The organism is Streptomyces sp. DH24, assembly GCF_029813775.1.
Classification (GTDB): domain Bacteria; phylum Actinomycetota; class Actinomycetes; order Streptomycetales; family Streptomycetaceae; genus Streptomyces.
The window spans coordinates 20,301-39,938 of sequence record NZ_JARVKW010000017.1; the positions used below are offsets into that span (position 1 = coordinate 20,301).

General features: G+C 72.8%; 20 protein-coding genes and 1 tRNA gene. 12 read left to right on the forward strand and 9 right to left on the reverse strand.

Translation table 11 applies throughout. The features are described 5' to 3' along the window. Positions 1-15: 15 nt before the first annotated feature. A complete protein-coding gene (corA, locus tag QC282_RS15855; RefSeq protein WP_279550042.1) occupies positions 16-1,008 on the forward strand; it encodes a magnesium/cobalt transporter CorA in 993 nt (330 codons plus the stop codon). A gap of 339 nt (positions 1,009-1,347) precedes the next feature. On the opposite strand, the gene QC282_RS15860 is transcribed toward corA, so the two are convergent. Beyond that, positions 1,348-2,403, reverse strand: coding sequence for an LLM class F420-dependent oxidoreductase (locus QC282_RS15860; protein ID WP_279550043.1), 1,056 nt, complete (start codon positions 2,401-2,403; stop codon positions 1,348-1,350). 147 nt (positions 2,404-2,550) lie between these two features. Between QC282_RS15860 and QC282_RS15865 the strand changes: the two genes are divergently transcribed. Together QC282_RS15865 and QC282_RS15870 are read left to right on the forward strand one after the other, a co-directional pair. Further along, positions 2,551-3,534: an aldo/keto reductase gene (locus QC282_RS15865; RefSeq protein ID WP_279550044.1), complete on the forward strand. Its 984-nt coding sequence runs from the start codon at positions 2,551-2,553 to the stop codon at positions 3,532-3,534. Next, a complete protein-coding gene (locus QC282_RS15870; protein ID WP_279550045.1) occupies positions 3,531-6,002 on the forward strand; it encodes a helix-hairpin-helix domain-containing protein in 2,472 nt (823 codons plus the stop codon). The genes QC282_RS15865 and QC282_RS15870 overlap by 4 nt, the downstream gene beginning before the upstream one ends. 176 nt (positions 6,003-6,178) lie before the next feature. On the opposite strand, the gene QC282_RS15875 is transcribed toward QC282_RS15870, so the two are convergent. Beyond that, a complete protein-coding gene (locus QC282_RS15875; protein ID WP_279550046.1) occupies positions 6,179-6,910 on the reverse strand; it encodes a hypothetical protein in 732 nt (243 codons plus the stop codon). A 47-nt stretch (positions 6,911-6,957) separates the two neighbouring features. Between QC282_RS15875 and QC282_RS15880 the strand changes: the two genes are divergently transcribed. Further along, a complete protein-coding gene (locus QC282_RS15880; protein ID WP_190206279.1) occupies positions 6,958-7,146 on the forward strand; it encodes a DUF5703 family protein in 189 nt (62 codons plus the stop codon). Positions 7,147-7,269: 123 nt separating this feature from the next. On the opposite strand, the gene QC282_RS15885 is transcribed toward QC282_RS15880, so the two are convergent. The 3 genes from QC282_RS15885 to QC282_RS15895 form a co-directional block, all read right to left on the reverse strand. Beyond that, entirely contained in the window at positions 7,270-8,013 is a 744-nt protein-coding gene (locus tag QC282_RS15885; protein WP_279550047.1) for a chaplin, read from the reverse strand. 156 nt (positions 8,014-8,169) lie between these two features. Beyond that, positions 8,170-8,403 (reverse strand): chaplin ChpH, encoded by a 234-nt coding sequence (chpH, locus tag QC282_RS15890; protein WP_279550048.1) that lies wholly within the window; start codon positions 8,401-8,403, stop codon positions 8,170-8,172. Positions 8,404-8,540: 137 nt separating this feature from the next. Continuing rightward, positions 8,541-9,866, reverse strand: a complete 1,326-nt coding sequence (locus QC282_RS15895; RefSeq protein ID WP_279550049.1) for a M20/M25/M40 family metallo-hydrolase — start codon at positions 9,864-9,866, stop codon at positions 8,541-8,543. Between the two features lie 184 nt (positions 9,867-10,050). Here QC282_RS15895 and QC282_RS15900 point away from each other — a divergent pair. Both QC282_RS15900 and QC282_RS15905 read left to right on the forward strand, forming a co-directional pair. After that, positions 10,051-10,135: transfer RNA gene (locus QC282_RS15900), tRNA-Leu, on the forward strand. A 62-nt stretch (positions 10,136-10,197) separates the two neighbouring features. Next, complete coding sequence (locus QC282_RS15905; protein ID WP_279550050.1) at positions 10,198-10,572, forward strand: YchJ family protein; 375 nt, start codon at positions 10,198-10,200, stop codon at positions 10,570-10,572. A gap of 21 nt (positions 10,573-10,593) precedes the next feature. Here QC282_RS15905 and QC282_RS15910 read toward each other — a convergent pair whose 3' ends face one another. Further along, complete coding sequence (locus QC282_RS15910; RefSeq protein WP_279550051.1) at positions 10,594-11,295, reverse strand: FadR/GntR family transcriptional regulator; 702 nt, start codon at positions 11,293-11,295, stop codon at positions 10,594-10,596. Positions 11,296-11,432: 137 nt separating this feature from the next. Here QC282_RS15910 and QC282_RS15915 point away from each other — a divergent pair, with 137 nt between their 5' ends. Both QC282_RS15915 and QC282_RS15920 read left to right on the forward strand, forming a co-directional pair. Continuing rightward, positions 11,433-11,951 (forward strand): gluconokinase, encoded by a 519-nt coding sequence (locus tag QC282_RS15915; RefSeq protein ID WP_279550052.1) that lies wholly within the window; start codon positions 11,433-11,435, stop codon positions 11,949-11,951. A gap of 81 nt (positions 11,952-12,032) precedes the next feature. Beyond that, positions 12,033-13,430 (forward strand): gluconate:H+ symporter, encoded by a 1,398-nt coding sequence (locus QC282_RS15920; protein WP_279550053.1) that lies wholly within the window; start codon positions 12,033-12,035, stop codon positions 13,428-13,430. Between the two features lie 351 nt (positions 13,431-13,781). On the opposite strand, the gene QC282_RS15925 is transcribed toward QC282_RS15920, so the two are convergent. Then, complete coding sequence (locus QC282_RS15925; protein WP_279550054.1) at positions 13,782-15,323, reverse strand: APC family permease; 1,542 nt, start codon at positions 15,321-15,323, stop codon at positions 13,782-13,784. A gap of 32 nt (positions 15,324-15,355) precedes the next feature. Continuing rightward, positions 15,356-16,300 carry a hypothetical protein gene (locus QC282_RS15930; protein ID WP_279550055.1) on the reverse strand — a complete coding sequence of 315 codons (945 nt, stop codon included), beginning with the start codon at positions 16,298-16,300 and terminating at the stop codon, positions 15,356-15,358. Between the two features lie 277 nt (positions 16,301-16,577). On the opposite strand from QC282_RS15930, the gene QC282_RS15935 reads away from it, so the two are divergent. The 3 genes from QC282_RS15935 to QC282_RS15945 are packed head-to-tail and all read left to right on the forward strand — an operon-like array spanning position 16,578 to position 17,822. After that, positions 16,578-17,093 carry an NUDIX domain-containing protein gene (locus tag QC282_RS15935; RefSeq protein ID WP_279550056.1) on the forward strand — a complete coding sequence of 172 codons (516 nt, stop codon included), beginning with the start codon at positions 16,578-16,580 and terminating at the stop codon, positions 17,091-17,093. A gap of 10 nt (positions 17,094-17,103) precedes the next feature. Then, the gene (locus QC282_RS15940; RefSeq protein WP_279550057.1) at positions 17,104-17,496 is read left to right on the forward strand and encodes a YidH family protein; all 393 of its coding nucleotides are present in this window, start codon (positions 17,104-17,106) and stop codon (positions 17,494-17,496) included. Beyond that, positions 17,493-17,822 (forward strand): DUF202 domain-containing protein, encoded by a 330-nt coding sequence (locus QC282_RS15945; RefSeq protein ID WP_279550058.1) that lies wholly within the window; start codon positions 17,493-17,495, stop codon positions 17,820-17,822. The genes QC282_RS15940 and QC282_RS15945 overlap by 4 nt, the downstream gene beginning before the upstream one ends. 372 nt (positions 17,823-18,194) lie before the next feature. Here QC282_RS15945 and QC282_RS15950 read toward each other — a convergent pair whose 3' ends face one another. Further along, entirely contained in the window at positions 18,195-19,145 is a 951-nt protein-coding gene (locus QC282_RS15950; protein ID WP_279550059.1) for an NADP-dependent oxidoreductase, read from the reverse strand. Positions 19,146-19,257: 112 nt separating this feature from the next. Between QC282_RS15950 and QC282_RS15955 the strand changes: the two genes are divergently transcribed. Continuing rightward, positions 19,258-19,554, forward strand: coding sequence for a hypothetical protein (locus QC282_RS15955; RefSeq protein ID WP_279550060.1), 297 nt, complete (start codon positions 19,258-19,260; stop codon positions 19,552-19,554). Positions 19,555-19,638: the final 84 nt, after the last annotated feature.

Genomic DNA, 19,638 nt, shown 5'->3' on the forward strand with positions numbered 1-19,638 from the left:
AGGAGAACGCACCCAGTGATCGTCGACTGTGCCATCTACCGTGACGGGCAGCGGGGCGGGGGCCCCGATGACCTGTCCGACGCCCTGGCCGAGGCACGCGCGGCGGGCGGCTTCGTGTGGATCGGGCTGCACGAGCCGTCGGAGACCGAGTTCGACCGGGTGACCCAGGAGTTCGGGCTGCACCCGCTGGCCGTCGAGGACGCCCTCAAGGCCCATCAGCGGCCCAAGCTGGAGACGTACGACGACTCCCTGTTCCTGGTCCTGAAACCGGTCGTCTACGAGCCGCGGAGCGACACCGTCTCCACCGGCGAGGTCATGATCTTCCTCGGCGACTCGTTCGTGGTGACCGTCCGGCACGGCGAGGGCGCCCCGCTGAACACCGTGCGGCGCCGGCTGGAGCGGGAACCGGAACTGCTCGGCAAGGGCCCCACGTCGGTGCTGTACGCGATCGCGGACGCGACCGTCGACCACTATCTGGAGGTGGCGACGGAGCTGCAGACCGACCTGGAGGAACTGGAGGCGGAGGTGTTCTCGCCGGACGGCGGCGGCTCCCGGCACACCGCCTCGCGGATCTACAACTTCAAGCGGCAGATCCTGGAGTTCCGCCGGGCGACCGGCCCGCTCGCGCTGCCGCTGAGCCGCCTGGCGGCCTCGGGGCCGTTCGGCGCGGTCCCGTTCGTCGATGACAGGGCCCGCCCGTTCTTCCGCGACGTGCACGACCACATCACGCGCGTGAACGAGTCGGTGGAGGCCCTGGACCGGCTGGTGTCGGACATCCTGTCGGCGCACCTGGCGCAGATGAGCGTCCGTCAGAACGACGACATGCGGAAGATCTCCGCGTGGGCGGCCATGGCCGCGGTCCCCACGATGATCGCGGGCATCTACGGCATGAACTTCGACCACATGCCGGAGTTGCGCTGGGAGTGGTCGTACCCGGCCGTGATCGCGGTGATGGCCGCCCTGGAGGTGCTGCTGTACCGGCTGTTCAAGCGGCGGGGCTGGCTGTAGGGCTCGGCCGCGGGGCTCCTTGCGGGGCCCCCTCGGGCCGGCTCGGCCGCGGGGCTCCTTGCCGGACCCGCTCGGGCCGGCTCGGCCGCGGGGCTCCTTGCCGGACCCGCTCGGACCGGCTCGGCCGCGGGGCTCCTTGCCGGACCCGCTCGGGCCGGCTCGGCGGCCGGGACCGGCCGAGGACGCGGTCCGTGCGGGCCCCGACGGCGCGGCCGGCGTCCCGGTGGGCGCGGATCTCGGGTCACGACGGAGGCGTAACCGCGCGGGCGCACGCGCGTTGTTCCGAGTGACGGCCGTGGCGGGGAAGACCCCCGAGCCCCCACCACGGCCGCTGAACTCTCAGGCGAGGCCCGCGCGTTCCAGAGCCCGGGTGCCGGCGCGCAGGGCGGTGAGGCGCTCGTCGAGCGTGAAGCCCGCAGGCGCCAGCGTCAGGGTCGTGACGCCCGCCGCCGCGTAGGCCTTCATCCGGTCCGCGATGCGGTCGACGGAACCGAGCAGGGTCGTGGAGTCGATCAGGTCGTGCGGTACGGCGGCCGCGGCGCCCTGCTTGTCGCCGGACAGGTACTTGTCCTGGATCTCGGCGGCCTCCTTCTCGTATCCCATGCGCCGGGCGAGCTGGTTGTAGAAGTTCTGCTTGCGGCTGCCCATGCCACCGACGTACAGGGCGGTGTAGGGGCGGAACGTGTCGGCGAGCGCGGCCACGTCCTTGTCGTCGCCGACGGCGAGCGGGAGCGTCGGACAGACGTCGAAGCCGTCGAGGGTCCTGCCCGCCTTCTCCCGCCCGGCCCGCAGGTGCTTGACGGCGGTGTCCTCGAGGTGGTCGGCCGACGGGAAGATGAGCAGGGCGCCGTCGGCGATCTCACCGGTCTGCTCCAGGTTCTTCGGGCCGATCGCGGCGATGTAGAGCGGGATGTGCTCCCGCTGCGGGTGCACGGTGAGCTTGATCGGCTTGCCGGGGCCGTCGGGCAGCGGCAGCGTCCAGTGCTCGCCGTCGTGGGTGAGGCGCTCGCGGCTCATGGCCTTGCGGACGATCTCCACGTACTCGCGGGTCCGGGACAGCGGCTTGTCGAACTTGACGCCGTACCAGCCCTCCGAGACCTGCGGTCCCGAGACGCCGAGACCGAGGCGGAACCGGCCGCCGGAGAGCGAGTCGAGGGTGGCGGCGGTCATCGCGGTCATCGCGGGCTGCCGGGCCGGGATCTGGAAGATGGCCGAGCCGACGTCGATGCGCTCGGTCTGGGCGGCGACCCAGGTGAGCACGGTGGCCGCGTCGGAGCCGTAGGCCTCGGCGGCCCAGCAGACGGCGTAGCCGAGCCGGTCGGCTTCCTGGGCGACGGCGAGGTTGTCCCCGTCCATTCCCGCGCCCCAGTAGCCGAGGTTGATCCCGAGCTGCATGGCCGATCCCCTTACTGATGAGTAACGTCCGTTGGTGAGACCTTAGCGCGGGCCCGGCGGGCGCGGGGAGTGCGGCGGGCGACGGGGAGAGATCGGTTGTCCACAGGCCCCCCACTGAGCAGGGTCCGGCCAGTAATCTCGGCGTTCATGGAGCAGAGGCAACTCGGCCGCACCGGCCTGCGCGTGTCCCGCATCGGTCTCGGCACCCTCACCTGGGGCCGGGACACGGACGAGCACGACGCCGCCGACCTCTTGAAGACGTTCTGGGAGGCGGGCGGGAGCCTGGTCGACACCGCGGACGTGTACGGCGACGGGGAGGCCGAGTACCTGCTCGGGAAACTGATCGACGCGCTGGTGCCGCGCCGGGACCTGGTGATCTCGACCAAGGCGGGCAGCGTCCCGGACCCGGACCGGCGGTTCGACGGCTCGCGCGGCCACCTGCTCTCCGCGCTGGACGCCTCGCTGTCCCGGCTCGGCACGGACCATGTGGACGTGTGGCACGTGCACGCCTACGACCCGTACACACCGCTGGAGGAGACCCTCCAGGCGCTCGACCTGGCCGTCAGCAGCGGGCGCGCCCGCTACGCCGGCGTGTCCAACTTCTGCGGCTGGCAGCTCGCCAAGGCGGCGACCTGGCAGCTGGCGGCTTCGGGGGTGCGGACCCGGCTGGCGAGCACGCAGATGGAGTACTCGCTGCTGCAACGCGGCGTGGAGCGGGAGGTGCTGCCGGCCGCCCTGGACCTGGGGGTCGGGCTGCTGCCCTCCTCGCCGCTGGGGCGCGGGGTGCTGACGGGCAAGTACCGCGGGGCGACGCCGCCCGACTCGCGGGGAGCCTCCGAGCATCTGGCGCCGTTCGTCGCGCCGTACCTCGACGACACGGCGAGCCGGATCGTGGACGCCGTGTCGACGGCCGCCGACGGGCTCGCGGTGACGCCGCTGCAGGTGGCCCTCGCGTGGGTCCGCGACCGGCCCGGGGTGGTCGCGCCGATCGTCGGCGCGCGCAACGCGCAGCAGCTCACGGCGGCATTGTCAGTGGAGGCGCTTAGTCTTCCTGACGAGATCTGCCGGGCGCTCGACGACGTGTCGGCGCCCGTGCACCGCTATCCCGATCACGACTGGAGCACGCTGTGAGCACGGAGCCCGAGACCACGGAGGAAACCGAGCCGGGGCCCCCGGGAGCCGACGAGTCCTCCCGGACCGACGGCGCGGACGGCACGGCGGAACCGGTCGCCTCGGAGGACGAGGACAGCGGGCCGTCGGAGGCCGCTGCCGAGGGAGCGGGCAGCGCTGTGGAAGCGGCCGGGTCGGGGAACGGCGGCCCCTCCGGGGGCAAGGCCCAGGAAGCGGACAGCGGCGCGGAAGCAGCCGACTCGACGGCTGGCGGGCCTTCCGGGGCCGGGGGCGACGAAGCGGGCAGCGCCGTGGAAGCAGCCGGGGCGCAGGACGCCGAGGCGTCTCGGGCCGACGGCGGGGACGGCGTGGCCGGTGGTGCGGGCGAGTCGGGCGCCACCGAGGGGGCGGGCACCGACGGTGAATCGGGGGCCGACGGCGAGTCGGGCGCCACCGACGGTGAGGGCGCGGCTCAGTTGTCCGAGGCCGAGGCCGAGTTGCGTGCCCAGCAGTTGGAGCGGGAGCGCATCGAGCGGCGGAAGGCCGAGAAGAAGCCCATCGAGGCCGGCACCAAGCTGAGCGGCAAGGCGGCCGACCTGCTCGCCGCCGTACGGGCCGTGGAGAGCGGCGACAAGCCGGTGAGCGCCGTCTTCGCCGAGCCCGAGCCCGCCCCGCGCCGCCCCGCGCCGGAGCCGGTCCGTCGGCCGCAGCCGGTGGCGGCCCAGGCCGCGTCCGCCGCGCCCGCGCCGGAGACCGTCGAGGGCGTACGGGCCGTGCTGAGCCGGGGTGGTGCGCCCCAGACGCTGGCGCCGCAGGTCGCGGCCGTGCTCGGCGAGGGCGCGCAGGACCAACTGGCCGACGATCCCTGGCTGTTGCTGCGGGTGACGGGAGTGCGCCCCGAGCAGGCCGACGGGTTCGCGCGGGCGCTGCTCGGGGCGGAGTGCGGTCCGGAGGACGAGCGCCGGGGCCGGGCGGTCACGGCCTGGCTCCTGGAGCAGGCGGCTCTCGCCGGGCACACGGCGCTGGAGATGCCCATGCTGACCGCCGCGCTGGCCAAACAGGGCGTGCCGGACCCCGACTCCGCCGTACAGAGCGCCCTCGCGGAGGGCGAGGCCCTGGTCTTCCAGGACGCCCTGGACGAGCCGGGCGCTCCGGCGCCGACTCCGGTGGAGGACGGCGAGGAGGCGGAACGGCCGGTTCGCGTCCTCGTCGGTCTTGAGCGGTACGCGCTCGCGGAGGAGTCCCTGGCCGACGGACTGGCCCGGCTGGTCAACTCGGTGCCCAGGGAGGACGGTTCGGCCGGGGAGTGGGAGCGGGCCGCCGCGGCGGCCGAGGGGTCCGCCGGCGAGCTGATCCGCGCGGTCGCGGGCCACGGCCTGGTCCTGCACACCGGCGGCGAGGCGTCCCTCGCCGAACCGGCGGCGCTGCTGCGCACGGCGCTCGGCCTCGGGCTGCGCGCCTGGGCCGCCGCCCACGGCCCGCTCGGCCGGAACCGCTTCGCCGCCCTGCTGAGCACGGCCGGGGCGACCGAACCCGCCGTCGCCACCGTCGCCGGACTGCTGGCCGGGAGCGAGGGGCCCGGGCGGGACGCGGACGGCGCGCTGGCCCTCGACCTGCTGGTGGTGCTCGACGCGCCGCAACTCGACGTCGAGTCGGCCGCCCTGCTCACCGAGTCGCTGCCGGACGGGGCCCGGCTGGTGCTGGCCGGGGACCCGGCGGTGCTGTGGTCCGTCGGCCCGGGCAGGGTGTTCGCGGATCTGCTGGCCGCCAAGGTGTGCCCGCAGGTCGCCTCGCGGCGGCCCGATCCCGGCCCGCTGGGCGAGCTGGTGTCCGCCGTCGGCGTCGGCGAGCTGATCCAGGTCGAGGCGCCCGGCAAGGAGGTCGTGATCGTGCCGGTGCGGGACGCGGGCGAGGCCGTGCACCGGACCGTGCAGCTCGTCGCGGACTCGGTGCCGCGGGCGATCGGCGTCCCGGCCGAGGAAACGCAGGTGATCACTCCGGGGCACGGCGGCGCGGTCGGCACGCGCGCGCTCAACGCGGCGCTGAAAGAGCGGCTCAACCCGGGCCCCGGCCGCTTCGGCGGCTTCGACCCCGGCGACCGGATCGCCTACTCCCCCGCCCCGGGCCGTACGCTGCCGGGCCACGTGGTGAAGGCCGACGCGGACGGACTGCACCTGTCGTGCGCCGGCGAGGCCGTCGTCGTACCGAAGGAGCGGGTGGAGCAGACCGTGCGGCACGGGTGGGCGCTGACCGCGCACCAGGCGGTGGGTGCCCGCTGGCCCGCGGCGGTCGTGGTGCTGCCGGGCGACGCCGCGCAGGCCCTGAGCCGCCCCTGGGTGTACACGGCGTTCAGCCGCGCCGACCGCCATCTGTCCGTGGTGCACGGCGTGGAGCAGGCACTGCCCCGAGCCGTGGCCGAGGTCCTGGCCAAACCGCGCACGACGCGGCTGCCCGCGCTGCTCGCCCCCCAGGTCCCGACCACGACCTGAGCCACACGCCGCACACCGCGGACCGCACACCGCGGACCGGGCAGCAGGCGGTCGGCAGACGGCAGACGGCAGACACGGAACGGCGGCGGGCACGGGGTGGTGCCCCGCGACCGCCGCCGTGACCGTGGGCGAGGGCGTCGCCGCCGTCGCGCCCGTGCCGGTGTGCCGGTGTGCCGCTAGCGGTCCGTGTCCAGCGGCTCCAGATCGTCGTCCTCGTCGAGCACCGCGTCGAGGGCGTCGGCGTCCGGCCCGTCCTCGTCGGCGTCGTCGACGTCGTCGGTCTCGTCGTCATCGTCATCGTCGTCGATGTCGTCGTCGAACACCGCGCTGACGTCGAAGCGGCACACCACCCGCTGCGCGTCGATCTGCTCGAACGGCGCCTCCAGCCACTCCCCGGCGTCGGCCGGTTCGTCGGCGGCCGTCACCCAGAGCGTGGAGTCGCCCTCCTCCAGGCCGAACTCCTTGTGGCGGGAGGCGATCTCGTCCGGTTCGAACTCGCCGAACAGGATGCCCAGCGCCCCGTGGACGGTGCCCGAGACGTCCGCGCCGCTCTCGTCGTCCGCCGCCTCGATCCGCTGGGCCTGCGCCAGCAGCCGCTGCGGCTCCGCCACGGTGTAGTCACGGCGGATCAGCACGCTCAGCGCGTTCGGCTCCTCGGGGCCCGTGTACGGCGGCAGCGTGTCGTCCGTACCGGGGATCTCGAAGGGCGTGACCTCGTCGTAGCGGTCGTAGAGCAGCTCGTCGTACGCCTCGGCGGCCGCGGCGAGCTCGTTGAACGCCTCGTAGACGGCGGGGTCGTCCTCACCCGACCGGCGTTCGACCGCGGCCAGGTGGCGGTCGAGCGCGGTCTTGACCGCCTCGGCGGCGGCGCGTACCTCGGCAGCGGTGGGCTGCGCAGCATCAGACATACCGCAGACGCTATCCGTACCGGGCGGCTGCCCGCACAATAGATGCGATGCCGGAATACGAATTTGTCGACGTGTACCTGCCGCGCGGGGTCTCCCGCAAGGAAACGACACGTCTGCTGACCGACCACGCCGAGTACGGACACTGGGAGTTGTACCGCCTGAGCCTGCTGCGCGACGGCAGCCGCAGGGTGCGCCTGCGGCGGCGGATCATCCGCCAGGTCCGCGCCACCTGGTGAGACGGACACCCCTCGAATCGACGAGAAGACGACGAAAGACGAGAAGACGAGAAGTCGGCAAGGGTGAGAAGGACGACAAAAAGGAGCGGGTCCCGCCGACGCGGGGCCCGCTCCGCCGCATCCTTACGCCGAGGCGCGTGACCTGCGGTACAGCACCGTGCCCGCGAGCAGCGCGCCCGCACCCACCGGCAGCACGACACCGAGCGGCAGGCTGCCGCCGGTCTGCGCGAGCTGGTCGCTGCCCCGGGGCTGAGTGACGGTCTGCGGCCCGGGCTCGTTGTCGCCCGGGACGGCCGGCTTGCCGGGACGGTTGGGCTCGTCCGGGTTGCCGGGCTTCTCCGGCTTCCCGGGCGGCGGCGTGGTGTGGCCGCCGGAGTCGTTCTCGCAGTGGTTGCCCATCGACGGGTTGAGGGCGCCCACGACGTTGACCGAGTTGCCGCACACGTTCACGGGCACGTCGATCGGCACCTGGACGTTGTTGCCCGAGCCGACGCCCGGCGAACCGCCGGTTTCCCCGCCGGCGTGCGAACCGCCGCCGCCCGATCCACCGCCGTGCGAACCGCCGTCGCCGTAGCCGCCGTCGTCCGAACCGCCGTGCGAGCCGCCGCCGGACGAGCCGCCGTCACTCTCGTTGACGCACGAGTTGCCCATCGACGGGTTGAGCACGCCGACGACGTCGACGGTGTTGCCGCAGACGTTGACCGGCGCGTGCACCGGCGCCTGCACCGTGTTGCCGGACAGCACGCCCGGCGAACCCGAACTGCTGCCGTACGCCCCCGAGTCGGCGTGGGCGGCGCCGCCCACTCCGGCGAGCACGCCGGTTGCCGCCGCCACGGTCATGAGGCCCTTGCGGGTGACCTGTCGCATTTCCTGATTCCCCTGCCTTCGCGCTTGACTCGAAATCCCCGAATTCCCCGGATCTCCCAGTGCTTCGCGGTCCCACCGCGAAATTGCCGGTCGGCCCCGGAGCGCATGGCGCGCACTCCGGGGCCGACGGCATTGACGCCCCTCAGCGGGTCGGCGTCACTTGTTGACGCAGGTGTTGCCGAAGGCGGGGTTCAGCAGACCGATCACGTTGATCGTGTTGCCGCAGACGTTCACCGGCACGTGCACGGGCACCTGAACAACGTTGCCGGACAGCACACCCGGGGAGTGCACGGCGGCACCCTGGGCGCCCGCGTCGGCGACGGCCATGCCCGCGCCCGCGAGAACCAGCCCACCCGTGGCAACCGCGGCAGCGACGACCTTCTTGATCATTTATTCCTCCTTGTTGGCAATGCGGCCTCAAAAAATCGCGGACCGCATCACCAGTAACGAGGAGGGTGTAATGAGGCTACGAACGTATCGTCGCATTCACCCTTTCCAGTCCGAACCGCATGCTTGAGCGATTATGGTCAGGACGCGTCGAGGAACCGGTCGAGCACGCGCACGCCGAACTTCAGGCCGTCCACCGGCACCCGCTCGTCGACGCCGTGGAACATCCCCGCGAAGTCCAGCTCCGGCGGCAGCTTCAGCGGCGCGAAGCCGAAGCAGCGGATGCCGAGATCGTCGAAGGACTTCGCGTCGGTTCCGCCGGACAGCATGTAGGGCACGGCACGCGCGATCGGGTCCTCGGCGCGCAGCGCGCTCTGCATGGCGTCCACGAGCCTGCCGTCGAAGTCGGTCTCCAGCGCCTTGTCCGCGTGCACGTCCTCCCGCCTGACGCGCGGACCGAGGATCCGGTCCAGGTCGGCGAGGAACTCCTCCTCGTAGCCCGGCAGGAAGCGGCCGTCGACGTGCGCGGTGGCCTGGCCCGGGATGACGTTGACCTTGTAGCCGGCGCCGAGCATGGTGGGCGCCGCCGAGTTGCGCAGCGTCGTGCCGATCATGCGGGCGATGCCGCCGAGCTTGGCGAGGGTCTCGTCCATGTTCTCGGGGTCGAGCTCGGTGCCGAGCGCGTCGGACAGCTCGTCCAGGAAGGCCCGTACGGTCTTGGTGACGCGGACCGGCCACTTGTGCCGGCCGAGCCGCGCGACCGCCTCGCACAGTTCGGTGATGGCGTTGTCGTCGTTGGTCATGGAGCCGTGCCCGGCCGTGCCGTCCACGGTGAGCCGCATCCAGTGCATGCCCTTCTCGGCGGTCTCGACGAGGTAGAGCCGCAGCTTCTCGTTGACCGTGAAGGAGAAGCCGCCGACCTCGCCGATCGCCTCGGTGACGCCCTCGAACAGCTCGGGGTGCTTGTGCACGAGGTGCTTCGCGCCGTACGTGCCGCCGGCCTCCTCGTCGGCGAGGAAGGCGAGGACGATGTCGCGGGGCGGCTTGCGGCCGCTGCGCAGCCGGTCGCGGACGACCGCGAGGGTCATCGCGTCCATGTCCTTCATGTCGACGGCGCCGCGCCCCCACACGCACCCGTCGGCGATCTCGCCGGAGAACGGGTGGTGGGTCCAGTCGTCCGCGTTGGCCGGGACGACGTCGGTGTGACCGTGGATGAGCAGCGCGGGCCGCGACGGGTCCTCGCCCTCGATGCGGGCCACCGTCGAGGCGCGTCCGGGGTGCGACTCGATGATCTGCGGTTCCAGCCCCACCTCGGCGAGCTTCTCGGCGACGTATTCGGCGGCCTTGCGCTCGCCGGGGCCCGAGTGGTCGCCGTAGTTGCTGGTGTCGATCCGGATCAGCTCGCGGCAGAGGTCCACGACCTCGTCCTCACCGGTGACGCCCTTGGCCGTGTCCGTCTGGCTCACGTGCTTCCTCCCACTGTCGCTGCTGGTCGGTCCCCCTCATCCTCCCCCTCCGGACCGCCCTGCCCAAGACCGGTCCCGCCTCGTCACACCCCGTTCACGCCGGGACGGGGGGTGATCGGCCACCTCCGAAAGCCTGGTAATGTTTTCTCTGTCGCCGCGGGCAGGCCCGCGCGACGGACACCTTGTCCGGGTGGCGGAATGGCAGACGCGCTAGCTTGAGGTGCTAGTGCCCTTTATCGGGCGTGGGGGTTCAAGTCCCCCCTCGGACACACGAGCGTGAGGGCCGTGACCGCGAGGTCGCGGCCCTCAGGCGTTTCCCGGGAGGGTGACCATGACGACGCGTTCCTGCCCGTGCGGCCTGCCCCAGCCCTACGAGGCGTGCTGCGGGCGGTTTCACCGTGGTGCCGCGGTTGCTCCGACCGCCGAGGCGCTGATGCGCTCGCGGTACTCGGCCTTCGTGCGGCTGGACGCCGGTTCTCTGCTGCGGACCTGGCATCCGCGGACGCGGCCGGCGCGGCTCGATCTCGATCCGGGGATGCGGTGGACCGGGCTGGAGATCCTCGGCACGACGGACGGGTCCGCCTTTCACAGCGCCGGGACGGTGACGTTCCGGGCGTCGTTCCGGGGCGGGTCGCTGCACGAGCGGAGCCGGTTCGAGCGGGTGGACGGGGCGTGGGTGTACGTGGACGGGGAGTTCCTGAGCTAGGGCGGCGGGCCCCGGCGGCCGTCAGGGCGCCAGGATGTCCAGTTCCTGGAGGGCGCCGACGGTGATCTCGCGGGTGAGCTGTTCCGCGCGCTCCGCGTCGCCCGCGCGGACCGCCTCGGCGACCTGGACGTGCAGGGTGACGGCGGCGGGGTCGGGGTCGTCGAACATCACGGCGTGGTGGGTGCGGCCGGCCAGGACCTCGGCGACGACGTCGCCGAGGCGGGCGAACATCTCGTTGCCGGAGGCGTTGAGGATCACGCGGTGGAAGGCGACGTCGTGGAGCAGGTAGCCCTCCAGGCGGTGGCCGCGTGAGTTGGCGACCATGCCGAGGGCGCATTCGGTGAGTTCGGCGCACTGCGCCGCAGTGGCGTGCCGGGCGGCCAGGCTCGCGGCGACGGGTTCGACCGCGGAGCGCAGCACCGTGAGGGAGCGCAGCTGGTGGGGGCGGTCGGCGCCGGCCAGGCGCCAGCGGATGACCTGTGGGTCGTAGACGTTCCACTGGGACTTGGGGCGGACCGTGACGCCCACGCGGCGGCGGGACTCCACGAGGTGCATGGATTCGAGCACGCGTACCGCCTCGCGCATCACGGAGCGTGAGACGTCGAAACGCTGGGCGAGTTCGTCGGTACGAAGGACGCTGCCCGGCGGGTACTCACCCGCGGTGATCTCGGGGCCGAGGGTGTCCAGTACATGGCCGTGCAGGCCCCGGCCCGTTGTGCTCATGCACTCAGCGTACGTGCCGGATCACGGGATCAAAAAGTCAGACTTATTTGTCACAGGGTCTTGAATTCGTCGTACCTAATAGGTTTCAGTGTCGTCGACATCATGTGTCGACGAAGACATCAGACAGCGAGGCAGCGATGAACACCCCCCATGTCGTCGTGGTGATGGGCGTCGCGGGCACCGGCAAGACCACCATCGGTCCCCTGCTCGCCGCCCGCCTCGGCGTCCCGTACGCCGAGGGCGACGACTTCCACCCGCAGGCCAACATCGCCAAGATGTCGGCGGGCACCCCCCTGACCGACGAGGACCGCTGGCCGTGGCTGGACGCCATCGGCGACTGGGCGCACGGCAGGTCCGGGCTCGGCGGGGTGGTCAGCTCCTCGGCGCTGAAGCGGTCGTACCGCGATCGGCTGCGTGCCGCCGCCCCCGGCGTGGTGTTCGTGCACCTCACGGGCGACCGCGCGCTCATCGAGCACCGGATGTCGCAACGGCAGGACCACTTCATGCCCACGGCGCTGCTCGACTCCCAGTTCGCCACGCTCCAGCCGCTGGAGCCGGACGAGCCCGGTGTCGCCGTGGACGTGACCGGCAGCCCGGAGGAGATCACCGAGCGGGCGGCGCACGCCCTCGAAGGACTCGCCGAGCCGATGCAGTGACCCGTGCCGGGGGCGTCACCCGCGCCCCGCTCTCCCCTTCCCCACCTTCCCCACCATCCCCGTAACCGCAAGGGAATCACCGTGACCAGACTCAGCGTCGAGATGCTGGCAGCGGACACCGTCGAGCCCATCACCACGGCCGGTCATGCCCAGTTGGGCATCGCCGTGCTGGCGGGCATCGCCGTCATCGTCCTGCTCATCACCAAGTTCAAGCTGCACGCCTTCCTGTCGCTGACCATCGGGTCGCTGGCCCTGGGGGCCTTCGCCGGCGCGCCGCTGGACAAGGCCATCGCCAGCTTCACCGCCGGACTGGGTTCCACGGTCGCGGGTGTGGGCGTCCTGATCGCGCTGGGCGCCGTCCTCGGCAAGATGCTCGCCGACTCGGGCGGCGCCGACCAGGTCGTGGACACGATGCTCGCGAAGGCGGGCGGCCGGTCCATGCCGTGGGCGATGGTGCTGATCGCCTCGGTGATCGGTCTGCCGTTGTTCTTCGAGGTCGGCGTGGTGCTGCTGATTCCGGTCGTGCTGATGGTCGCCAAGCGCGGCAACTACTCCCTGATGCGCATCGGCATCCCGGCGCTGGCGGGCCTGTCCGTCATGCACGGACTGGTGCCTCCGCACCCCGGTCCGCTCGTCGCGATCGACGCGGTCGACGCCAACCTCGGTGTGACGCTGGCGCTCGGCGTGCTGGTCGCCATCCCGACCGTGATCATCGCCGGTCCGCTGTTCTCGCGCTTCGCGGCCCGCTGGGTGGACGTCCCGGCGCCGGACCGCATGATCCCGCAGCGTGCCTCGGAGGACCTGGAGAAGCGGCCGGGCTTCGGCGCGACGCTGGCGACGATCCTGCTGCCGGTCGTGCTGATGCTCGCCAAGGCGCTGGTCGACATCGTCGTCGACGACCCCGAGAACACCGTGCAGCGGGTGTTCGACGTGATCGGCTCCCCGCTGATCGCCCTGCTGGCGGCCGTGCTCGTCGGCATCTTCACGCTCGCCCGGCCCGCCGGCTTCTCCAAGGAGCGGGTGTCCGGGATGGTCGAGAAGGGCCTCGCCCCGATCGCGGGCATCCTGCTGATCGTCGGCGCGGGCGGCGGTTTCAAGCAGACGCTGATCGACTCCGGTGTGGGTCAGATGGTCCTGGACATCTCCGAGGACTGGTCGATCCCGGCGCTGCTGCTGGCCTGGCTGATCGCGGTGGCGATCCGGTTGGCGACCGGTTCGGCGACCGTGGCGACCGTCTCGGCGGCCGGTCTGGTCGCGCCGCTCGCGGCCGACATGTCGACCACGCACGCCGCCCTGCTGGTCCTCGCGATCGGGGCCGGCTCGCTGTTCTTCAGCCATGTCAACGACGCCGGCTTCTGGCTGGTGAAGGAGTACTTCGGCCTGGACGTCGGCCAGACCATCAAGACCTGGTCGGTGATGGAGACGATCATCTCGGTCGTCGCGGGCGGCTTCGTCCTGCTGTTGTCCCTGGTCATATAGGGCGGGCGGCGACCGTCACCGGTCACCCGACGGCGGGCGCGCATCGCATCGCGTCCGCATCCGCGAGAGTCCGGCACCTTTCCCCCGGGGTGCCGGACTCTCGCGTGTGTCAGGGCCGCCACGGCGGGTGTTCGCGCTCCGCCCACCAGCTTCTGGCCCGCGTGGAACTTCCCGGCCGGCCGTCCCGTCCCGCGCCGCTGGGCCGGGCGCAGCCAGATCCGGTCGTGGTTCACCCGTTCGTTCGAGCACCCGCGGCGGGCCGGAGCCGCGGTCCGCCGCGGGTGCTCGTCAGGGTCCGTACGGCCGTGCCGCGCGAGGATTCCGTAAGGCCGTTCCGGGCGGTGCGCGTGCCTACGGCCGGGTCTCGGACGCCTTCTCCAGTTGGAACGCCTCGTTGCCGAGCCCGATGCGGGCGTACGCCTCGGGGTCGCGCGAGCGCATGACCAGGCCCTGCACGATGCCGACGACCAGGGCGAGGGCGACGATGCCGGGCAGCATCCAGTCCAGGTGCGAGCCGGCGCCGGCGCCGACGAGGATGTCGAAGTCCTTGATGGTGTAGCCGATGATGACGGCGAGCGCGACGGTGGCGAGACCGGAGGCGGCCAGCCGCCAGAACTGGGCGCCGGCCGCGCCGCGGCGGACGAAGAAGACGAGGACGGACACCGACGCGATGGCCATCAGGACGGTGACGCCGAGGGCGCCGATGTTGCCGGTCCAGGTGAACAGGTGCAGGATCGGCGCGGTCGGGTCGCCGGCCGGCTTGTCGTCGGTGACGGCGAAGGCGGCGACGACCAGGACGGAGACGACCGTCTGGAGCAGGGACCCGGTGGCGGGGGCGCCGCTCGTGCTGCTGGTGCGGCCGAAGGCGGCGGGCAGCAGGCCCTCGCGGCCCATGGCGAAGGCGTAGCGGGCGACGACGTTGTGGAAGCTGAGCATCGCCGCGAACATGCCGGTCACGAACAGCACGTGGAGCACGTCCGTGAACGTCTCGCCGAGCAGGCCCTCGGTGAGGAAGAACAGCATGCCGGCGCTCTGTTCGCCCGCGGTGCCGACGACGGCGGAGGGGCCGGTGGCGACGGTGAGCGCCCAGCAGCTGATCGTGTAGAAGACGGCGATGCCGCCGATGGCCAGGAACATCACGCGCGGCACCAGGACGTGCGGGCGGCTGGTCTCCTCGGCGTAGACGGGCGCCTGTTCGAAGCCGAGGAAGGCGGCGACGCAGAAGCACAGGGCGGTGCCGATGCCGGCGCCGCCGAGGTTCTCCGGGTTGAAGGCCTGCAGGGACAGGCCCTCCTTGCCGGGGTCGGCGATGGCCGCGACGTCGAAGATGACGACGAGCAGGACCTCGATGACCAGCAGTACGCCGAGCACGCGCGCGTTGAGGTCGATCTTGAGCCAGCCGAGCGCTCCGACGAGGAGGGCGGCGAGCAACGCCGGGATCCACCAGGCGAGTTCGATGTCGAGGTAGGTGGCGAACAGGCCGGAGACCTCGAAGCCGAAGATGCCGTAGATGCCGACCTGGAGGGCGTTGTAGGCGACCAGCGCCACCAGCGCGGCGCCGGCACCGGCGGTGCCGCCGAGGCCGCGGGAGATGTACGCGTAGAAGGCGCCGGCGTTGTGGACGTGCCGGCTCATCTCGGCGTAGCCGACGCTGAACAGGGCCAGGACGACGGCGAGGATGACGAACAGCAGGGGCTGTCCGACGATGCCCATCACACCGAAAGTCGTGGGCATGACACCCGCGACGACCATGAGGGGGGCGGTCGCGGCGAGCACGGACAGCAGCAGGCCGACGGTGCCGAGGCGGTCGGCGCGCAGGGCGCGGTCCTGGCCCTTGAAGGTGCTGATGCCGCCGCCGTCCGCGGTGGTTCCGGTGGTGCTGCCCGTGGTCATCGGGGACTCGTCCTTTCGGGGGTGGTGGCGTCTCACATCGTGCCGAGGGCGCTGTCGCGCGCGGCACGGAAGGCGGAGTGCGGATCGCGGTCGTGGTACGACCAGGGGGCGGCGGTGGCGTGCTCTCCGATGCGCAGGAACAGGGCGGCGGCCTCGGCGCCCCGCCCCTCGCAGACCTTGGCGTGGGCGAGGAAGTTGAGGTCGATCAGACGGCGCGGGTGGTCGTCGTGCTCCCACTCCAGCCACCAGTCGAAGGCGGCCTTCATCACCACCCGGGCGCGGCGGCCGGTCCAGTGGCCGGAGGCGGCCGGGTCGGCGGACTCGTGCCCCGCCGCGGCCAGCACGCGGTAGCGCTCGGTGTGCGCGATGACCGGCAGGATCGCGAGCGGCGAGTCGGCGGGGGCCTGTTCGGCGGCCCAGTTGGCGAAGTCGTAGACCTCGTGCAGCGGGTCGGCGTCGGGGTGGCGCTCGGCGAGCCGGGCGACCATCAGATGGTGGGCGTGGTGGTGGTCGGCGTACCGGGCGCGGACCTGTTCGAAGGCGCGGACCACGTCCTGGTCGTCGCCCAGGGCGCGCTCCAGCATGAGAACGCCCAGCCACGGAGTGGGGTCGGCGGGCGCGAGGTCGGCGGCCTTGTGGCAGGCCTCGCGGGCGCGGGGCGCCTTCTCCTTGCCGCGCAGGGCCCGCCGGACCCGGGCGAGGGCGAGCAGGACGGCGGCGTCGGCGGAATCCGGCTCGGCGAGCAGCCACTCGCGGGCCCAGGGGGCGCAGTACTGCTCGCGGGCGAGCACGGTGACGCGGTGGCCGCGGCAGTCCCAGTCGTCGCCGGTCTCGACGAGCAGCGCGCGGGTGGCCTGCCAGCGGCCCTGCGCCAAGGCCGCGCGCGCGGTGGCGAGTTCGGCGTCGTCGAGGGCCTCGTCGAAGGCCTGCGCCGCGCGTTTGCGGCCGCGGCCCAGGGGAGGCGGGGGTGGGGACACCGCGGGACTTCCTCACGCGACGCGGCGGGCGTCGGTCTGTCGGCTTGCCATGAACTGGTCACGCACAGCAAACCTGCAGCCAAGGCCCGCGTCAAGGGTCGCCCTCTCGTTACACGCGTCAACTCCTGGTGCACATGGGGTTATCGCACCGACCGGGTGGTACGGGCGAGCCGGTGACGGTACGTGACGATCGGTCCCGCGCCGGTCGGCCGGGGCGCCGGAACGGCCCTCCGGGACGGCCGGCCGGCACGGCGGCGCGGCCTGCTTGGATGGCGTCATGAACGCTGCTGACGAGATCCTCGACGTCGTCGACGAGCAGGACCGGGTCGTGGGCCGGTCGCCGCGCGGCGAGGTGTACGCGCAAGGCCTGCGCCACCGCTGCGTGTTCGTCCTGGCCCGGGACGCCGAGGGCCGTGTCTTCGTGCACCGCCGCACTCCGGCCAAGCTGGTGTTCCCCTCCCTGTACGACATGTTCGTCGGCGGCGTGGTCGGCGCGGGCGAGGCCTATGACGAGGCCGCCCTGCGCGAGGCCGAGGAGGAACTGGGCGTGACGGGACTGCCGCGACCGGACTTCCTGTTCAAGTTCCTGTACGAGGACGGCAGCGGGGCGAGTTGGTGGTCGGCGGTGTACGAGGTGCGCTGCGCGCTGCCGGTCCGGCCGCAGGTGGAGGAGGTCGCCTGGCACGCCTTCCTGCCCGAGGCGGAGGTGGAGCGGCGCCTCGGACAGTGGGAGTGGGTGCCGGACGGGCTGGCCGCGTACGAGCGCCTGAAGGCGTTCCGGGCGGGCGGGTAGTGTCCTGCGCGTGATCGGATTCGCACGAAACGTCCGCCTGTGGTTCGTACCCGAGGCGATCCGCGAGGAGGGCGGCACCCCGGACTACCGCTTCTCGCTGGCCAACGAGCGCACGTTCCTGGCGTGGCTGCGCACCGCGCTGGCGCTGATCGGCGGCGGCTTCGCCGTGGACCAGTTCCTGCCGGACCTGCGCTGGGGCTGGCGGGTCGGGCTCGCGCTGGCGCTGCTCACGGCGGGCGTGCTGTGTTCCCTGCGGGCGGTCAACCACTGGGTGCGCTGCGAGCGGGCGATGCGGCGCGGCGAGGACCTGCCGGTGTCGCGCTTTCCGGCACTGCTGAGTCTGGTCGTCGCGGTCGTGGCGGTCGCGATGGTGGTCGTCGTGCTCGTCGGGTGGGAGGGGTGAGCGGCGGGGCGGTCGCGGTTCCGGGCCGGGATCCGGGGCTCCAGCCGGAGCGGACGCGGCTCGCGTGGCGGCGTACGACGCTGGCGGGCACCGTCTCCGCCGTGCTCGCCGTGCGGACCGCGCTGCACGGCGGCGTGACGCCCGGCCGCGTCGCCGTCGGGGTCCTGGTCTGCGTCCTGTGGCTGGGCTTCCTGCTCGTCGCCCAGCGCCGCATCACCACGCTGGCGTCCTTTGCCGGCCCGAGGGCGATGACCCCGCGCCACGCGACGGCGGCCGTCCTGTGCACGGTGGCCCTGGCGGCGTGCGGGGCGGCACTCGTGCTCTGACGTTCCGACGCGCCCGCGCGGGGCCGGCCGGCTCCGCCGTCCGGGGAGCCGTCGGCCCGTCTTCGCGGACGGCAGCGAAGCTGTGCGCGGTGACGTCGAAGGCGTACGGGCGGTGACGTCGATGGCGTACGGAAGGACACCGGGGCACCCGGACGCCCGGTGCCCGGTCGGCTCCGCCGCTCGGAGCCCGCGGCCAGTCCACCCCCGACGCCGACGGGCGTGCGGCACATGCCGATCCCGGCGGGGCGCCGGGCGGCGCCCGACGGCCCGGACGCCGGCTGCGTCACCCGAGGTCGCCGGCCGTGCCGGGCACCGTCACAGTGGCGGCGCGCGGAAACAGCCGGCGGCGGCCGGCTCGCCGCTCGGATCCCGTCAGCCCGTCTCCGGCTCCGACTCCCAGTCCACCGTCACCACGATCTTGCCGCGGGTGCGGCCCTCCTCGTTCAGACGGTGGGCGTCGGCCGCGCGGGCCAGGGGAAACGTCTCCGAGACGTGCACGCTCACCACGCCCTGTTCCGCCAGTTCCGACAGGCGCAGCAGGTCCTCCGGGTCGGGGCGCACGAAGTAGTAGCGGCCGCCGTAGTCGACGACGGCCGGGTCGGCGACGGAGACCAGTCGCCCCTCGGGCGCGAGGAGGTTCGCGGACACCTTCGTCGTGTCGCCGCCGACCGTGTCGAGCACCGCGTCCACCCCCTCGGGCGCCAGTCCGCGCACCCGCTCGGCGAGCCCGTCGCCGTACGTCGCGGGCTCGCCGCCGAGCGAGCGCACGAAGTCGTGGTTGTGGTCGCTCGCGGTGCCGATGACCCGGGCGCCGAGGTGCCGGGCGAGCTGGACGGCGACGGAGCCGACGCCGCCCGCCGCCGCGTGCACCAGCACGGTCTCGCCCCGCTTGACCTGGAGCACCTTGACGAGCGTCTGGTACGCGGTCAGACCGACCAGCGGCAGCCCGGCCGCCTCCTCGTAGGACAGCGTGCGCGGCTTGCGGGCGAGGGTGCGCACGGGCGCCGCGACGTACTCGGCGAAGGTGCCGCGGGACAGGAAGTCCTCGCGCACGTACCCGATGACCTCGTCGCCGACGGCGTACTCCGAGACGGCGGCGCCCGGTTGCACGACGACGCCGGAGAGGTCCCAGCCGGGGACGACCGGGAAGACGGGCTCCAGGAGGCCGTCGAGGTGTCCCTCGCGGCACTTCCAGTCGACGGGGTTCACGGCCGCCGCGCGCACCTTCACCAGCACCGAGTCGGGGCCCACCCGGGGGTCGCGGACGTCTCCGTACTCAAGGACGTCGGGACCGCCGTAGCGGGAGTAGCTGATCGCCTTCATGCGTTCGACCCTCCGGGGTACCCGGACGCCACGCAAGCCGAATGACCGGATATGCGCCGTTCGCGTGGCAGCCTGTCCGACGTCGTCACCCCCATCCGCGAAGGTGAGCACCATGACCACGCTCCACCGGGAACACACCGCCCACTCCCACGTCCACGGCCCGGACTGCGGGCACACCGAGGTGCCGCACGGCGACCACCTCGACTACGCGCACGACGGCCACCTGCACCGCGAGCACGGCGGCCACTGGGACGAGTGCGAGCCCGCCGGACACCTCGCGCACGAGGCGCACGAGCACCGGCACGGCGAGGGCTGCGGCCACGCACACGTCCAGCACGGCGACCACGTCGACTACCTGCACGACGGACACCGGCACGCCGAGCACGACGGGCACTGGGACGACCACTGACCCGGGCAGGCCGCCCGACCCCTTCGCGCACCCCACGACAGCTCCCGCCCTCCCCGGGCCGGGAGCTGTCGGCCTATCGTGGCC

Coding starts and splice junctions, on each gene's coding strand:
- QC282_RS15860 (WP_279550043.1), bottom strand. CDS start 2,403: ATGCAGCTCGGGATCAACCTCGGCTACTGGGGCGCGGGAATGGACGGG.
- QC282_RS15865 (WP_279550044.1), top strand. CDS start 2,551: ATGGAGCAGAGGCAACTCGGCCGCACCGGCCTGCGCGTGTCCCGCATC.
- QC282_RS15875 (WP_279550046.1), bottom strand. CDS start 6,910: ATGTCTGATGCTGCGCAGCCCACCGCTGCCGAGGTACGCGCCGCCGCC.
- QC282_RS15880 (WP_190206279.1), top strand. CDS start 6,958: ATGCCGGAATACGAATTTGTCGACGTGTACCTGCCGCGCGGGGTCTCC.
- QC282_RS15885 (WP_279550047.1), bottom strand. CDS start 8,013: ATGCGACAGGTCACCCGCAAGGGCCTCATGACCGTGGCGGCGGCAACC.
- chpH (WP_279550048.1), bottom strand. CDS start 8,403: ATGATCAAGAAGGTCGTCGCTGCCGCGGTTGCCACGGGTGGGCTGGTT.
- QC282_RS15905 (WP_279550050.1), top strand. CDS start 10,198: ATGACGACGCGTTCCTGCCCGTGCGGCCTGCCCCAGCCCTACGAGGCG.
- QC282_RS15910 (WP_279550051.1), bottom strand. CDS start 11,295: ATGAGCACAACGGGCCGGGGCCTGCACGGCCATGTACTGGACACCCTC.
- QC282_RS15915 (WP_279550052.1), top strand. CDS start 11,433: ATGAACACCCCCCATGTCGTCGTGGTGATGGGCGTCGCGGGCACCGGC.
- QC282_RS15925 (WP_279550054.1), bottom strand. CDS start 15,323: ATGACCACGGGCAGCACCACCGGAACCACCGCGGACGGCGGCGGCATC.
- QC282_RS15935 (WP_279550056.1), top strand. CDS start 16,578: ATGAACGCTGCTGACGAGATCCTCGACGTCGTCGACGAGCAGGACCGG.
- QC282_RS15950 (WP_279550059.1), bottom strand. CDS start 19,145: ATGAAGGCGATCAGCTACTCCCGCTACGGCGGTCCCGACGTCCTTGAG.
- QC282_RS15955 (WP_279550060.1), top strand. CDS start 19,258: ATGACCACGCTCCACCGGGAACACACCGCCCACTCCCACGTCCACGGC.